This window comes from Gardnerella sp. KA00127 (assembly GCF_049244125.1).
GTDB lineage: Bacteria > Actinomycetota > Actinomycetes > Actinomycetales > Bifidobacteriaceae > Bifidobacterium > Bifidobacterium swidsinskii.
Map to the genome: position 1 here is coordinate 187,786 of NZ_CP058377.1, position 15,285 is coordinate 203,070.

The 15,285-nt window shown below is 45.2% G+C and carries 11 protein-coding genes and 1 pseudogene; 10 read left to right on the forward strand and 2 right to left on the reverse strand.

Going from position 1 to position 15,285, the window contains the following annotated elements; genetic code table 11:
- Positions 1–64 precede the first annotated feature (64 nt).
- Positions 65–1,293 (reverse strand): annotated as a pseudogene (locus tag HXT48_RS00760) (extracellular solute-binding protein).
- A 258-nt stretch (positions 1,294–1,551) separates the two neighbouring features.
- Between HXT48_RS00760 and HXT48_RS00765 the strand changes: the two are divergent.
- Positions 1,552–3,252, forward strand: coding sequence for an alpha-amylase family glycosyl hydrolase (locus HXT48_RS00765; RefSeq protein ID WP_421793087.1), 1,701 nt, complete (start codon positions 1,552–1,554; stop codon positions 3,250–3,252).
- 77 nt (positions 3,253–3,329) lie between these two features.
- Positions 3,330–4,166, forward strand: coding sequence for a TraX family protein (locus HXT48_RS00770; RefSeq protein WP_012914528.1), 837 nt, complete (start codon positions 3,330–3,332; stop codon positions 4,164–4,166).
- A 144-nt stretch (positions 4,167–4,310) separates the two neighbouring features.
- On the opposite strand, the gene HXT48_RS00775 is transcribed toward HXT48_RS00770, so the two are convergent.
- Entirely contained in the window at positions 4,311–5,336 is a 1,026-nt protein-coding gene (locus HXT48_RS00775; RefSeq protein ID WP_012914527.1) for a LacI family DNA-binding transcriptional regulator, read from the reverse strand.
- A gap of 284 nt (positions 5,337–5,620) precedes the next feature.
- Between HXT48_RS00775 and HXT48_RS00780 the strand changes: the two genes are divergently transcribed.
- The 8 genes from HXT48_RS00780 (at position 5,621) to HXT48_RS00815 (ending at position 15,276) form a co-directional block, all read left to right on the forward strand.
- A complete protein-coding gene (locus HXT48_RS00780; RefSeq protein ID WP_012914526.1) occupies positions 5,621–7,006 on the forward strand; it encodes an extracellular solute-binding protein in 1,386 nt (461 codons plus the stop codon).
- A 47-nt stretch (positions 7,007–7,053) separates the two neighbouring features.
- The gene (locus tag HXT48_RS00785) at positions 7,054–7,989 is read left to right on the forward strand and encodes a carbohydrate ABC transporter permease (protein ID WP_012914525.1); all 936 of its coding nucleotides are present in this window, start codon (positions 7,054–7,056) and stop codon (positions 7,987–7,989) included.
- Positions 7,986–8,897: a carbohydrate ABC transporter permease gene (locus tag HXT48_RS00790; protein ID WP_012914524.1), complete on the forward strand. Its 912-nt coding sequence runs from the start codon at positions 7,986–7,988 to the stop codon at positions 8,895–8,897. The genes HXT48_RS00785 and HXT48_RS00790 overlap by 4 nt, the downstream gene beginning before the upstream one ends.
- A gap of 125 nt (positions 8,898–9,022) precedes the next feature.
- Positions 9,023–11,755 carry a TIM-barrel domain-containing protein gene (locus HXT48_RS00795; RefSeq protein WP_421793187.1) on the forward strand — a complete coding sequence of 911 codons (2,733 nt, stop codon included), beginning with the start codon at positions 9,023–9,025 and terminating at the stop codon, positions 11,753–11,755.
- A gap of 489 nt (positions 11,756–12,244) precedes the next feature.
- Positions 12,245–13,315, forward strand: coding sequence for a glycine oxidase ThiO (gene thiO, locus HXT48_RS00800; RefSeq protein WP_004104781.1), 1,071 nt, complete (start codon positions 12,245–12,247; stop codon positions 13,313–13,315).
- 123 nt (positions 13,316–13,438) lie between these two features.
- Entirely contained in the window at positions 13,439–13,645 is a 207-nt protein-coding gene (thiS, locus tag HXT48_RS00805; protein ID WP_004108127.1) for a sulfur carrier protein ThiS, read from the forward strand.
- Between the two features lie 51 nt (positions 13,646–13,696).
- Entirely contained in the window at positions 13,697–14,509 is an 813-nt protein-coding gene (locus HXT48_RS00810) for a thiazole synthase (RefSeq protein WP_012914522.1), read from the forward strand.
- Between the two features lie 35 nt (positions 14,510–14,544).
- Complete coding sequence (locus HXT48_RS00815; RefSeq protein WP_012914521.1) at positions 14,545–15,276, forward strand: HesA/MoeB/ThiF family protein; 732 nt, start codon at positions 14,545–14,547, stop codon at positions 15,274–15,276.
- Positions 15,277–15,285 lie beyond the last annotated feature (9 nt).

Below are 15,285 nucleotides of genomic sequence, written 5' to 3' on the forward strand. Positions count from 1 at the left end.
AAAGTGCATAAAACACTGCTTATGCATCTATTTAGATTTGTTGGCTAGAGTAAGTTTTGTTTACTTACTTCTCTAAGCCCTTAGCAAATTCTGCGGTCTGCGCGGCAGCATTATCGCCAGTAATCTTACCGGTGGAGATAGAAGTGCCGAATGCTTGAACTGGATCCCAGAACTTACCCATTTCAGGAATTGCTGGCTGCAAGACAGAAGTCTTAGCAATGGTTTCCATCTGAGCAACAGCAGCTGGCTCTGCCTTTACGCTGTCAGCAAGGGACTTGTCAGAAGGAATTGCACCTTCCTTTTCGAAAGCAATCTGCTGGGACTTCTTGGAGCCCAAGAATGCAGCGAACTTAGCAGCCATCTCTGGAGACTTGGTGTTGGTGTTGTAAGCAACAGCCTTAGAACCAGCGAAGGACTTCATCTGGTGCTCGCCAGACTCAGTCTTGAAGGTTGGAAGAGCAGCTGCAGCATAGTTATCCTTCAAGGCGTCCTTAACCTTGGCTGCATCCCAAGAACCGGAGAACATTGCATCAACGGAGCCGTCCTTCAAGCCAGCCAAGCCGCGACCATTTCCATCAAGTACGAAGTGCTTTTCGTTTCCAACGAGCTTTGTTGCAATGTACTTGGTAACTTCAGCAGCCTTATCACTGAGCTTCATGCCAGCCTTAGCATCGTTTCCATTTTCGCCGAAGAGCGTCTATTGCCATCGAGGTAGAAGCCTGGGAGATACCAAGCATTAGCAAGATCGAATGAAACCTTGCCCTTTTCAAGCATCTTGTCGAGGGACTTAACGTCATCAGCGGAGAACTTGGACTTGTTGTAGTACATGAACCAAGTGTTGCCGGTGTAAGGAACGCCGTAAAGTTTACCGTCCTGAGCGGTAACAGACTTAATCAAAGTATCTTCGTTCTGTTCCTTAACTTGCTTTGTGGCGTCATCGCTTAATTCGCCGATTGCTCCAGCCTTTACCAAGTCGCCGAGCTGATCGTTAGGGAAGAGGAACACATCAGCAGCAGCCTTAGCATCCTGCTTAACAGCCTTAGCAGCGTCTGGTGGTTCAACAACAGCGTTCTTGAAAGTAACGTTTGGATTTTCCTTCTTGAATTCTGCTTCAACAGTCTTAATCCAGCCGCCATCTTTCTGATCGTCAGCAGAACCCCAAACGGTGAGCTGAACAGGTGCTGAATCAGCAGCTTTCTTAGTGCTATTGTTAGTGCTTGAACCGCAAGCTGCAAATCCAAACAAAGTAGCAACTGCAAGACCTGCACCCAGCATCTTCTTAATATTCGTCATCCTTGACCTCCTATATCATGCCAAAAATTGGCATATCATTTGGTGGCGTAGTAACGGACTCCGTTGTGGTGCAACATCGCGATTGCTGCGTAGAGCAGCGTCACAAGTCTCACAAATCCGTTCGTAAGCACTGTGTAGTATACACGGATATCGTGTCGTTTGCAAATGAGTGGCGGGTTAATCTGTATATTTAACCCTATAAATTTTTTCAAGTGGTTGCGTGTAAACTAAGTAGCACAACGCTAGAAGGGTGAAATAATGGCATTATACGATCATGCTCAGTGGCTTAAAGACGCGGTTTTTTACGAAATCTATCCGCAAAGTTTTTGTGATTCCAATGGCGATGGCATAGGCGATATTCAAGGAATTATCGAAAAGTTAGACTATGTAAAATCGCTTGGTTGCAACGCAATTTGGCTTAATCCTTGCTATGACTCGCCTTTTAAAGATGCGGGCTATGACGTGCGCGACTACAAAAAAGTAGCTGCGCGTTACGGAACGAACGAAGATTTAAAGCAGCTTTTTAGTGAAGCTCACAATCAAGGAATCCGCATATTGCTTGATTTAGTGCCAGGTCACACTAGTGAAGAACATGAATGGTTCCGCGAAAGTTCGAAAGCTGAAGAAAACGAGTTTAGCAAGCGATATATTTGGACAGACAGTGCGTTTAGCGGCTATTCTATGCCGTTTATTGGCGGTGAAACTGAGCGTGACGCCACTTATATTCTAAACTTCTTCAAATGTCAGCCTGCATTAAACTACGGTTTTGCACATAGGGATCGAGCTTGGCAATCCGCTCCAGATTCCAAAGAAGCGGCAAAAACTCGCGCTGCAATAGTTGATATTATGCGATTTTGGCTTTCGCTTGGTGCGGATGGCTTCCGAGTCGATATGGCTGATTCGCTTGTAAAAAACGATGACAATAATGGCGAAGGAAGCCTTGGAAAAGACAATACAATTCGCGCATGGCAGGAAATGCTTGGCACTGTAAAAGAAGAGTATCCGCAGGCTGCTTTTGTGTCCGAATGGGGCAGACCGCGTCAGGCTCTTACTGCAGGATTCGACATGGACTTCTATTTGAATTGGCGCTGGGATGGCAATCCTAATGGTTATGCGCGTTTACTTCGTGACGTTGATAACGCTTTAGATAACAATTCTGAGCGCGATCACAGCTACTTTAATGCGCACGGTGGCGGAAGCATTTGCCCATTCTTGGACGACTACTGCCCGCAGTATGAATCAACCTGTAATCAAGGCTACTTTAGTTTCATCACATGCAATCACGATACGCCGCGTCTTGCTCCGCGTCTTGACGATCGTGAGCGTCGCGTGGCTTTCGGCATGATACTCACTATGCCAGGCGTGCCATTCGTGTACTATGGCGACGAAATTGGCATGAAATATCGCGATATCCCAACAAAAGAAGGCGGCTACGCTCGTACGGGCACTCGTACGCCAATGCAATGGGACGATGCAAAGAATTTTGGCTTCTCAATGGCTGCAAAATCTAAATTATACTTGCCTGTTGAAGCGCGAGCAGACGGAAGAACTTGCGCAAATTCTCGAAAACAAGCAGTGGGAAGTGGTGAAATTCCAACTGTTTCTGCGCAAATTAATTGCGAAGATTCCTTCCTTTCGTGGGTGCGCTCGCTTATTGCGCTTCGTCATAGCCGCAAATCTTTGCAAGCTGACGCTTCTTGGAGAGTGCTGTATGCTCCTGTTGACGGGCGCGGCTTTGCTTACGAGCGTTGCGCAAAAGGTGACGCAGGAGAATCAGCTGTGGAACGAAGCATTGTGGTTATGAACCCAGGTGTAAATAGTGAAACAGTTTCATTAGAAGCATTAGCGAATCTTACGCAAGAATCTGCTTACAATCCATTACTGAAAATTGGAGAAATATCAGTTGATGGTGATTGCTTAACACTCGGCGCTCAAAGTTTTGCAGTGTTTGGAATGTAAATTACAGGTTAGTTAGATACGCGACTACGGATAAAATTTATATAAACTAGGTATGCGCAAATAAACAAGGACGTGCAATGAGTATTAATAGTGGTAAAGCAATAATGCGTGATAGCGGTAACGCGAATAAGGAAATGCTTGATGCAAACGGCAAACCAATTCGCGCTGACCGTAACATAAAAACTGGAATCACGCTCAATAAACTCAAAATGCTCGGCGCTTTTATGCTTATGCTAGGTGCATTTAGTAACACAGTAATTGCACGAATGTTCGGCGGAACAGTAACCAATAATATGTTTGCATTGACAGTCATATTAGTTTGTGAATTTATAAGCTGGACTGCAGTGCCATGGTATGCGTGGATACTAGTACGCGGATACCATAACACGCATAATTTGAATCTTTACATGTTGAGATTGCTGATTTTAGCAGTGGTTTGCGAAGTTCCATACGATTTGGTGAATTCAAAATGTTTGTTCGACATGCGTTCGCAAAATCCTGTATTTGCAATGGTTGTTTCCCTATTCGTACTTTCGAGTATAGATACAATTAGGGAACGTTTAAGCGGATTTAGTAAAGGTTTTGCTATTACCGTGCTTATCATTGCGGGTCTTCTTTGGAATTTGATAGGAAAAGTTTTTGTGCAGCATGGAATTTTCTTCGGCGGCGTAACTTTGCTTATTTTCGTACTTCTTTTTGAATTATTAAAAAAGCGCGAAATTACTATGGAGATGACTGCAGGAATGTTCGGCGCTATGTCGATGCTTACACCTGGTATTGGTGTAGCTGTGTTGCATTATCGTAGCCCTTATGGTGATGGTCCTAAAAACTCGACGACGTTCCGTTGTGTTATGTATGCGTGGTATCCGCTGATGTTGATCATTGCCGCATTATTTGCAGTATTCTTGCGTTGAAAACATTTCGTAGCAGTTTTTGGATTTGTTTGTAAGGCGAGTTTTACCGCAAATCAGGGTTTGCTATAAAGCGAGTTTGGTACTACGCCTTGCATAGCGTTTGAACCTAGTTTTCTAATCTGATTCGCTAATCTGATTCGCTAATCAGTTTGCAGATGTAATGTCTGGGGCAGGACCAGTTGAGTTTCGGATTAGAAGCTGAAGCGGAGCTGTAATATGGCGTCTTGTGATTGGCTGCTCGTTAATAAGTGCTAAAGCAATATTTGCGGCTTGCTGAGCCATCAGACATGGATTTTGTCGAATGGTAGTTAAGCCTAATGCTTCTGCAAAAGTACTATTGTCAAAACCAATAATAGACAAATCTTCTGGCACTCGTATGCCTAGTTTTTGTAAACGAAACAGGAATGGTATAGCTGTGGAATCTTGGTGAAAGCACAGTGCAGTAGGAGGGTTGCTGCTTGAAAATAGTTCTGAAATAGTGGCATCTAAGGGGTTGTCTCCAAAGTCAATTGGTAAGATTTTCCCTTGGACTCCGGGTGTATCGTTGCATATTGTTTCAAAGCTGGTGATTCGCCTTGAAGAGCTGAAGCGAAGTGGTGACTTAAAATGTTCGTAAACATACAGTATTTTTTTGTGTCCTAAAGTAGTAAGATGGCGCACTGCAAGTTTAATTCCTGCAGCATCGTCAATGCTGATTGCTGCAGAAAGAATTTTAGACGCTACACAATTAATGCCCACAATAGGTACTTTTATGCGTTGAAGCTGCTCTGCCTCATTGTTGCTGATATCGAAAGAAGATACGATTACGGCATCAGTATTACCGCGTAAAGGTAGTTCTTTGAAGAAAGTTTTACGCTGTTCGATACCATCTACTGAATAAATTACTAGATCGTATCCGGCTGCGTGCAACGTAGCGTTTAATCCTTCAATAATAGAAGCGCTAAACCATTCTATGCGACTGCTACCAATGAGTAGTGCTATGCGGTATGATTTACCTGATTTCAGTAATCCTGCGGTTCTTGATACGGTAAAGTCGAGTTGTTCTGCTGCTTGCCTAACTTTTGCTCGTGTTGCTGGCGTTACTTTGTCTGGGTGGGCAAAAGTTCTAGAGACAGTGGCTATGGAAACTCCTGCTAGCGTAGCTACATCGCTAATACTGTTTTTTGACATTTTATTTCTTCTGTTCTTTCTGTTTCTTTTGTTTTTGCTCAAATATGAAGAGTGTTATATATACGCTTCAAAAAGAACATATAAGTGTTATGTAAATACAATAAATGTAAAGGTTTACATTTTTAGACACGCGGGTAAAAAAGTATTTATTTTTGCAAAAATAGTGCAGTTTAACGGATTTGAAATGAAAACCTTTACATTCACATTTTTTCTGTTTGACCAGTAAAAACTTTTCGCAATATCATAGATTTTACCCATTAATTTCACGAAGAAGTGGAGTAACAATGAATATCAGAAAAATGTTTATTTCATGTGTCGCCGTTTTAGGCATGCTTGCTAGTGTTAGCGCATGCGGCAGCAATTCTGCCGGTGTCACCGACACGAAAAAAGACAAAGGTTTGCCGGTAATGGGCGAGGCATTGAAATATGATCCCAACCACCTTGTTAATCAAGGCAAGCCAATTGCTTTGGAATATTGGAGCTGGGGAGACAGTAGTACCGACCCAATCTACGATATGATCAAGCAGTACACGAAAATCTACCCTAACGTAACGTTCAAAACAAAGAACGTTGCTTGGGACGATTATTGGACGAAACTGCCGTTAGTACTCAAAGGTAAAAGCGGTCCGGCTCTGTTCAATATTCACAATTCCAAGGATGAGCTTATACGCCCATACTCTGCCGACTACAACGTTGACAAGGCAGCAATGGAAGCTGACTACAGCTCCTCTGTTGCACACGAAGATGCCAACGGAAAAGTAAAGTATATTGACTCGGTTATCAATACCGGCAATATTTACTACAATAAAAAGCTTTGGAAAGAAGCCGGTTTAACAGAAGCAGATATTCCTACGACTTGGGAGGAGTTACGCGAGGTGGCAAAGAAACTCACCAAGTGGAACGGTTCTAAGATGGTACAAGCCGGTTTCAACGTTAATGGTGACGCATACGCTGCAATCAACCAAGGCTTGAACTATCAACGTGGCGAACTTGCGTTCGATAAAAGTGGCAAAAAGCCTAACTTTGACAACAAAATTACGCGCGAAAACATGCAATTCCTAAAGAATTTGTACGACAAAGACAAAGTTATTGCAACAGACTTCGGTACTGATTACACGCAAAGTTTTGGCAACGGACAATCCGGAATGGTATACGCTTGGGGCTGGCTTGAAGGCCTACTGAAAGAAAAATATCCGAATGTAGAATACGGTATTTTCCCAACTCCAACATTCACGAAAGAAACGCCATTCGCTTATGATCGCTACAACGGCGAATCTACTCCAGGAATCAACGCTCACCAAAGCAAAGAACAGCAAGCCGTGGCACAAGATTTTATCAAGTTCATTCTCGCTAACGACGCTTTTATTCGCTCTGCAGTGAAACATCTGAACTCGTTCCCAGCGAAGAAATCGCTACAGAACGATCCAGAGATTCTCAAGGCCCCGGTAATGGCGGCTATTCAGCCTCGCGTGAATAGGTTGATTTGGCCAGGCATCACTCCTTCTACGGTGGAAACCAGCAGCAAGGCAGCGTTCCAAAACGTTATGCAAAATGGTCAATCTATTGATTCCGCAGTAAAAGAAGCACAGGCGACCATGGTAAAAGACATGAAGAATTCCAACTTTAAGTCTGCAGAAAGCAAGTATGAATTCTTCAAAGAACACAAGTAAAGATTCATAAACTGAAGTGTGTTCTTTCAAGTAAGGCAAGGGAAATCATGGAACAAGTAGATCAGAAATCTCATTCAACTCCTCTGAGGAAAAAATTTGGTGGTATAGCAAAAGTAACCGCTGCGTTGTCTCGAACCTTCTCCTTTCGCAATGTGGCAGTGACATTTCTGGTTGCTTATTTCGCGATTTTCCTTGCCTATCCTATTTATAAAGCGTTTGCCGGCAGCTTCCACGAGTGGAATCCGTTGGTTGGAACGTACAACTGGGTTGGGTTCGATAATTTCAAGCAGATTTTAACCGACGGTTTATTCTGGAAGTCAATCGGGAATACAGCTGTTTTCATGGCAATATCCGTGATTTTCCGCATTGTTCTCGGTTTGGGTTTGGCAATGTTGCTCAGCTCCAAGCTCGTGCATTGCAAAGATTCGCTGCGTGGCCTATTTTATATGCCAACGATTACGCCACTTGTGGCAGTAAGCTTCGTGTGGATGTGGATGTTTGATCCGCAGTTTGGCATGATTGATAAAGTCACTGGATTGAATATTAATTGGTTGCACAGTTCTACTTGGGCTATGCCGGCAATTATTATCATGACCATTTGGAAAGATTTTGGCTACGCAACCGTGCTATATTTGGCAGGCTTAATGAACCTTCCCAAAGACGTGTATGAAGCAGCCGATATTGATGGTGCTAACAGTGTGCAAAAATTCTTCCGCATTACTTTGCCGCTACTCAAACCGACAACGTTATTTATTGTGATTACGTCAATGATTGCTTACCTGCAAGCCTACGTGCAGATTTTGGTTATGACTAACGGTGGCCCAGGAACAGCAACTTACACTATTAGCTACTTGATCTTTGATCAAGCCTTCCAAAAGTATAACTTTGGTATTGCGTCAGCCATGAGCGTAGTGCTTTTTATCTTTACTGGCGTACTCACGATAATCATGTTCAAAGCTTCTGAGGACGGTGAGTTGGTATGAGTAATAAAACGGAAACGGCGGAAGTTGTTGTTACGGCGCAGCCTAATGGGGGTATTGTGAAAAAATTACGTAACCGCGCAAGAAACAGCACTCGTCATGCTGTGTTGAGTTGGTCTCTTACTATTTTTCTTTTTCTGCTTTCTGCGCTAACAATTATTCCATTTGTATGGATGTTCATTTCTTCATTTGCACCAAATAGTGATATTGTTCGCGTCGATGGTGGACTATTCCCTATGCCTAGTACGTTTGATAACTACGTTGGTATTCAGGAAAAATTTGATTTCTTGAGATTATTCTGCAACTCGTTGTTTGTTGCTGTAGCAAAAACGGTAATTGCCATTTATACCAGCGCAGTGTTGGGATATGTATTTGCAAAAATGCGTTTCCGTTGCCGTAATTTGCTTTTTGGTATAGTGATGAGTACCATGATGGTTCCGTGGGCTGTAACTATTATTCCGCAGTACGATATGATGACAAGTTTCGGTTGGCAAGATACGTACCGAGCCTTAATCGTTCCAGGATTAATTAGTGCTTTTGGTATTTTCCTCTTCCGCCAGTCAATAACAGGCATTTCTGACGAACTCATTGAAGCTGCGAAACTCGACGGAGCATCTGATTTTCGTATTTTCCACAGTATTATCCTTCCTATGAGCCATAACACGATTGCGGCGCTTGCCATCTTTACTTTCTTGTGGAACTGGGAAGACTATCTGTGGCCGTTCTTGATGATTTCGGACGAGAAGAAGCAGCTGCTCGCGGTGGGCTTGAAGGTATTTAGTGGGCGATATGGCACTGATTATGGTGGCTTGTTTGCAGCGACTTCTTTGGCGATTGTGCCAGTTATTATAGTGTACGTAATTTTCCAAAAGCAGTTTATTGCCGGTATTTCCACTGGTAGCGGTAAGTAACACGCATAAGTGAAGAAGATACGTAAGTGTTGTGCGCGAAAGTGTGGTATGACAAGTGTTGTGTGACAAATGTTGCAGTATGGCATTGCGTACTGAGTAAAGGTGCTGCTATGAGTGTAGTAAATATGAGCAAGCAAGATAAATCACAAATTATCGGTGAAGCTGTGGCGTATTCGGATTCGCAATCTCAAATTTTTGCTGACGTTGCAAATTCGCAGTACGCAAAGGCGCAGGATAGTCAGGTAATTAAGGGCGAAAAGTGGCGAATTACGGTTATTACGGATTCTCTTATTCGTCTTGAATGGAGCGATGATGGAAAGTTTGTTGACAATCCTACGCAAACTGTGATTTGTCGCAATTTTGCTCAGAAGAGCGTGGACGCTCAGCCGCAATTTAGTGCGCGCACAAACGAAAATGAATGGCTGGAAGTCGAAACTGAAAAGCTTCACCTTACTTATAATTGCGAAGCTTTTAGCAAAGAAGGTTTAAGTATTGTTGTGCGCGGAGTGCCGTGCACGCAGTTTAATACGTGGCATTACGGCGACGCGTGCCCGGGAAATCTTCTTGGAACTTTTAGAACTTTGGATCAGGCGAATGGCCCGGTAAAACTTGGTAAAGGAATACTTTCGCGCGACGGATGGTCTATTTTAGACGATTCTGCAACTTGCGAAATTGCTCCGGCTGAGGAAATAAATGGCAAACCAAACCCGTATGGGGCTTGGGTTAAGTCGCGTGCGCAAAAAGTTAGCGAGCAATCAGGCAGATACAAGGACTTGTATTTCTTCGGTTATGGACACCGCTATATTCAAGCAATTCAAGACTTTTATAAGCTTACGGGCGCTCAGCCGCTGCTGCCACGTTTTGCGCTAAGCAATTGGTGGAGCCGCTACTATCGCTACCGTCAAGACGAATATTTGCAATTGCATAATCGTTTTAAGCGCGAAGGCATACCTTTTAGCACGGCTGTTATTGACATGGATTGGCATGTGACTGATGTTGATCCGAAGTATGGATCCGGTTGGACGGGCTATACGTGGAACGAGGAACTTTTCCCGGATCATCGTGCTTTTTTGCGTAAACTTAACGCTGCTGGATTGTCTCCAACTTTGAACTTGCATCCGCGCGACGGCGTGCGTGCGTTTGAAAAAGATTATCCGCAAGTTGCGCAAGATGCTGGCATTGATCCGGCAAGCGGCAAAGCTGTGGAATTTGATTTAACGAACCCGCAGTTTGTGAAGGCTTACTTCAACATGCATCATCGTATGGAAGATGAAGGTGTGCGATTTTGGTGGATTGACTGGCAGCAGGGGGGAGTGACGCGCGAGCCTGGCTTGGATCCTCTTTGGATGCTGAACCACATGCATTATGAGGACGCTGCGCGCGAAGGTCGCTGGCCTATTACGTTCTCTCGTTATGCTGGCCCTGGTTCGCATCGCTACCCAGTTGGATTCTCGGGAGATACCGTTACTACTTGGGATTCCCTTGCTTTCCAAACGTACTTCACTTCTACAGCTTCAAATATTGGCTACGGATGGTGGAGTCACGATATTGGCGGACACATGCTTGGCGTTAGAAATAACGAGTTGGAAGCGCGATGGTACGCTTTCGGCGCGTTTAGTCCTATTAATCGTTTGCACTCGACTTGCTCACCGTTTGCTGGAAAAGAGCCGTGGAATTTCCCTCAGGAAACTCGCGAAGCAATGGTGAAAATGCTTCGATTGCGCGCGGAACTCTTGCCATACGTTTATACGATGAATTATCGTGCAGCTTTTGAAGGCAGGCCGATTATTGAGCCAATGTACTGGCAGTCGCCGGAAGTTGGCATGGCTTACGAAATTCCTAACGAATACCGTTTTGGAAGCGAGCTTATAGTAGCACCGATTGTTTCGTCTAACGATGCGGCTGCTTTGCGCGGATGTGCTGGAGTTTGGTTGCCGGAAGGCGATTGGTACGATTTGTTTGACGGACGCAGGTATGTGTCTCGCTGCTGGAATGGCCGCAGATTTGAAGCGTGGCGTTCACTTGACCGCGTGCCGGCTTTTGCGCGCGCTGGAGCGATTGTACCTCTGCAAGTTTTGCCGGAAGTTGCAGATTGCGAGCGTAGTGCTGAGGCCGCTGAATCTGTTAATAGCATTGAAAATCCGCGGGCTTTGCGAGTTCTTGCATTCCCTGGAGCTGACGGCGAATTTGTGATGCGAGAAGATAACGGCGATTTTGCTGCCGCGTCTGCTGGAAATACTGCTAATACACGTATGAATTTTGTGTGGCGAGACGGCAATGGTTCTTCGCAATTTATTATTTCCGGTGTTGCAGGATGTGATGCTGCCGTAGAATCTGTGCCGCAAAAACGCAACTGGAACGTTGTATTTAGAGGAGTTGCTTGCGCAGATTTTGCTCACGTGCGCGTGTTTGTTGGGAGCCGAGAGCTTAACGCAAGCGAGTTTGCGGTTTCTTACGAAGGCGAAGAGGTGACTTTGAGCTTGTCGGTTTCTGTGAAAGACGTGCCAGCTCGTTCGGAAGTTCGCGTAATTGTTGACGGTGGATTGCAAATCGCTGCCGACCCTAAAGTTGGCGACGCTTACCGATTCCTGCTTCAAGCGCAAGTGCCGTACAGAGGCAAGGAAATGGCTTTTGATGCAGTGCGAGATTCTGGCGGAAGTGCAAGTGCTATTGCTGAAATCTCAACTCTTGAATACGAGAACGAATCGGAAGCAGAAAAGTATCGCAACAGCGTTGATATGCTTAACGCTTACGCAACCGACCAGCCTTCCGTAGTTAAGTGGGAGCAATGGCGTTGCACACTGCCTGTTTCGGTAAAGCACGCGCTTGAGGAGATTTTGCTGCGCTCGGTTGAGTAATTCCGTCAGCGCGAGCGCGACGACCTGCCTGAGCGCATAGAGCGTAGCGCGCGAAGGCAACTCGGAGCGGAAACTCGCTTAAGTTGGAAGTCCAGTGGACTTCCAACGCGAGTTTCGCGCGCGAGCGTAATCCGCGCGAGCGCTGTCTGCGCCAGTAACGAAAAAACGGAGTTATACGTTACTCGCGCAGAAACCGTACTGCGTCAGTAACGAAATTGCTTAGTTTTGCGATTTGACATGCCATCTCAATTAACCAATTTTTCACAGAAGTGCTAGAATACTGCACGGTAGTGTGACGAAAATCACATATTTTCGTTGCGTCTATCTGTAGCGTTTGTAATATCGCTAAAGTTGGCAATATTACAGCTTTACAATCGCAGTTTTGAAAGTCAAAGCTACGAAACGCGGGAGCTTGTTCTATACAGGCTGAGAGGGCGAAAGCCGACCGTAAACCTGATGCGGGTAATGCCGCCGTAGGGAAGGAGTATTATGCGAAATATTCGTATTATTGGTGCAGGTATTATTGGTTTAGCAACAGCGTGGAGACTTACGGAAGCTGGCGTAAAAGTTAGCATAATTGATCCAGATCCAGTCTCGGGCGCTTCTCACCATGCTGCTGGCATGTTAGCTCCTACCGCAGAAATGCAATATCAGCAAGAAGCGTTGTATCCTCTTATGTTTGAGTCTGCAACTATGTATAAGGAATTGGTTGATTCGGTTGCAAAGTACACCGATAAGCCAACTGGCTACTTAGAGTGCGGCTCTTACGTAATTGGCGGTGACGCTGCAGATAACGAGCACGTAAACGAGTTGCTAAACTTGCAGCATCGTTACGGCCGTAGAGCTGAGCATATTTCTGTGAGTAAGCTTCGTGAGATTGAGCCTGCTCTTTCGCCAACTATTGCTGGCGCTGTAAGCGTGCCGGACGACCATCAAATCAACCCTCGTCTTTTCACTGCAGCAATGATTGATGCACTCGAAAAGCGCGGTGTTGTTATTGAGCGTCGCGCAAGCACTCCAGACGATTTGGGTCCAGACACAGTTTTGGCATCCGGCTTGGGTGCTAAGGATATGCTTCCTCAGCTTAAGCTTCGCGCTGTGTGGGGCGATATGATTCGTATGACTATTCCAGAGCCTTTGCGCCCAATTTTGAGCTCTGTGGTTCGTGGATTTGTGCATGATCGTCCAGTTTATTTGGTTCCTCGCGCTAAGGAAACAGGCGAGCTTGTGCTTGGCGCTACTTCTCGCGAAGATGACCGCGATATTCCAAAGGTTGGTGGCGTACTCGACTTACTTCGCGATGCTGCAAGCGTGCTTCCTGGCATTCAGGAATGCTCGATTACTGAGGTTACCGCTGGCGGCCGCCCTGGAACTCCGGACGATTTGCCATTCATTGGTATTGATCCTAAGACGCATACCACGATTTCCACTGGTTACTTCCGTCACGGCATTTTGCTCACCGCTTTGGGTTCTTCTTTGACTACAAAGCTTGTGCTTGAGCAAGAATTGACCGAGAAGGAAAAGGGCTTCTTGGAAAGCTGCAATCCTGCTCGCTTTTAATCGCTAATTCCAGTGAATTCGTTATATTCCGCTGCGAATTGTGTGAAGCGTTCAAATATAGACGTAAGTGTGATGCAGAAAGTACTTTTAGTAATTCAGCTTTTAGTTAGTAAAGGTTAGATTATGCAAATCGTAGTCAATGGTGAAATTGTTGAAGCGCAAGACGGATTAACTGTTGCTCAGCTTATTGCGCAACGTTATGGTTCGGATGCAGGACTTGGTATAGCGGTCGCAATTGGCGACGATGTGCTTTCTCGCGCACAATGGGAATCAGCCGTCATATGTGATGGTAATCAAATCGAGATTCTTAGCGCAGTTCAAGGCGGCTGATTTCAAATAATTTGAGTATAGTTTCAAAAAAATTTAAATAAAAGGCTTAAAATGACAGAAAATAATACAGAAGAAAGTGCCGATACTTGGCAGTTTTGCGGTAAGACTTTACATTCAAGGCTTTTGCTTGGCACTGGCGGCATGACGAGCATTGACATTATGGAAAAGTCACTTGTAGCTTCAGGTGCGGAAGTGGCTACGGTTGCAATGCGCCGTCACGCAAAAACAGGCGTGGATATTTACGGCATGTTGCAGCGTCACAATATTAACGTTTTGCCAAATACTGCAGGCTGCAAAACTGCGCATGACGCTGTGCTTACAGCAAAAATGGCTCGTGAGTCGCTTGGAACTGACTGGATTAAGCTCGAAGTAATTGCAGACGACGATACTTTACTTCCAGATACTCGTGAAGTATTACTTGCTGCAGAAAAGCTTATTGAAGAAGGCTTTAGCGTTCTTTGCTACACGAATGACGACCCGATTGTGGCTCGTCGCTTGGTTTCGCTTGGTGTGAAGGCTGTTATGCCTGGTGGTGCTCCAATTGGAACTGGTCTTGGTATTTTGAATCCTCAAAATATTGAGCTGATTGTCCAAGAATGCAAGGAAGCTGGCGTTCCTGTGATTTTGGATGCTGGCGTTGGCACTGCTTCCGACGTTGTTAAGGCTTTTGAAATCGGCTGCTCCGGCGTGCTTCTTGCAAGTGCTGTAACTCGTTGCCCAGATCCAGTGAAGATGGGCCGCGCAATGGCTGCTGCTGTAACTGCTGGAAAGCTTGCTCACGACGCTGGACGTATTCCAATGCGAAATCATGCTCTCGCTTCCTCGCCTGTTGAGGGCCGCGCTTGGGCTGATTCTGTGCTGTAAATTTTGTACTGTAATTTTTCGGCATATTATTCAACATGACGATTAATAAAATTTACGACAACCTGCAGGAGCTTGAGGTGGAACGCACTAGCCGCCACTTGCTCCTGCCGGGCTTTACGCATGAACATCAGCAGTTACTTCGCGATGCGAAAATCTGCATGGTCGGAGCAGGTGGACTTGGTTCGCCATGCTTGCTTTCGCTTGCTGCAGCAGGAGTTGGCGAAATTACGATTTGTGATGACGACGTTGTTGAGCTTTCTAATTTGCAAAGGCAGACTTTATATACTGTCGATCAGTGTGGCAAATCTAAAGTGCAACTTGCGGCTAAGCGTCTGCAAGCGTTATCTCCGGGTTTAAAAATCAACCTTGTAGATAGATTTAATGAAGACAACGCAAAGCAACTTGTAGAAAGTCACGACTTAATAATTGATGGTTGCGATAATTTTGCTACTCGCTTTTTGATTGCGGATGCTGCTTGGAGCGCTGGTACGCCGGAAGTTTACGGATCGGTGCTTTATTATGAAGGTCAAGTAAGCGTTTTTATGCCTGGGGAGGGACCAGGATTGCGCGACTTGTACCCTTGTCCTCCGCCTAAAGAAAAAGTGCCAAAATCGGCAGTATTGGGCGCGACTGCGGCTATTGTTGGTGCAATGATGGCAACTGAAGCAATCAAACTCATAACCGGTATTGGCACGCCGCTTATTGGTGTTTTGGCGCGCTACAATGCTCTGGATAATTCTTTGCGTCGTTTTAAGTTCAGCGTGTGAATGCTACTG